This window comes from Camelimonas fluminis (genome assembly GCF_014656355.1).
GTDB classification, from domain to species: Bacteria; Pseudomonadota; Alphaproteobacteria; order Rhizobiales; family Beijerinckiaceae; genus Camelimonas; species Camelimonas fluminis.
The window spans coordinates 1-1021 of sequence record NZ_BNCG01000142.1 but is presented as its reverse complement, the minus strand read 5'-3'; the positions used below and the strand labels follow the sequence as shown (position 1 = coordinate 1021).

Sequence of the window (1021 nt, the reverse complement as noted above, 5' to 3'; positions counted from 1 at the left end):
GCGCCGGAGCGCCTCCGTTGCAATCGGCGTCGGACCGGATTGCGCCAGTTCATAGAAGCGGCGACGGACATGCGCCCAGCAGAACGCCAGGCTGATGGCGCTGCGCCCGGCCAGCACCCGGTAGCCGGCATAGCCGTCGACCTGCAGGATGCCGGCGAAGCCCTGAAGGTGGCGAAGCGGCTGCTCAGCCTTTCGGTCAGGAGCATAGATGTATGCGACGCCGGGTGGATCGATCCCGCCCCAGGGGCGATCGTCACGGGCATAGGCGAACAGCTGACCCGTCCTTGTGCGGCCGCGCCCGGGATCGAGCACTGGCGCGGTCGTCTCGTCGGCGAAGAGCTTCGATGAGGTCTTCAGCTGTTCGAACAGGCGCTCGTGGACCGGTCGCAGCAGGAAGGCCGCCTTGCCGACCCAGTCAGCGAGCGTCGAGCGGTCGAGGTTCACGCCCTGACGGGCATAGATCTGGGACTGGCGGTAAAGCGGAAGGTGATCGGCGTATTTGCTGACCAGCACGTGGGCGACTGTCGCTTCGGTCGGGATGCCGCCTTCGACAAGACGCGCCGCAGCCGGCGCCTGCAGCACAATTTCCTCGCAACTCCGGCAGGCGTACTTCGGGCGGCGCGTGACGATCACCCGGAACTGGGCCGGGACGATGTCGAGGCGTTCGGAGCGGTCCTCGCCCATGACGTGCAGCATCCCCTTGCAGCACGGGCAGGTCCTGTCGGGGATATCGATGACCTGCTCGATGCGCGGCAAGTGTGCGGGCAGTGAGCCGCGGTTGGCGCGGCGCTTTCTGACGCGGGCCTCAAGCTTTGCAGGATCGGCGGCTTCCTGGGCAGCGAGGCCTTCTGCCTCAACCTGCTCGACCTCTTCCAGGGCCAGCAGCAACTGGTCCATGGGCAGGCTCTCCGCCCTGCGACCGAAGCGGTGACGCTGCAGTTCCCTGATGATCTGGCGCAACCGCGCGTTCTCGGCGCGCTCGGCGGCGAGCATCGCCTGAAGGGCGAGCGGATCAGTTGTC

General features: G+C 67.2%; 1 protein-coding gene. It reads right to left on the bottom strand.

The features are described 5' to 3' along the window. Window positions 1-1021, bottom strand: a 1021-nt coding sequence (gene tnpC / locus IE243_RS22850; RefSeq protein WP_191321570.1) for an IS66 family transposase, incomplete at both ends; no start/stop codon positions are given.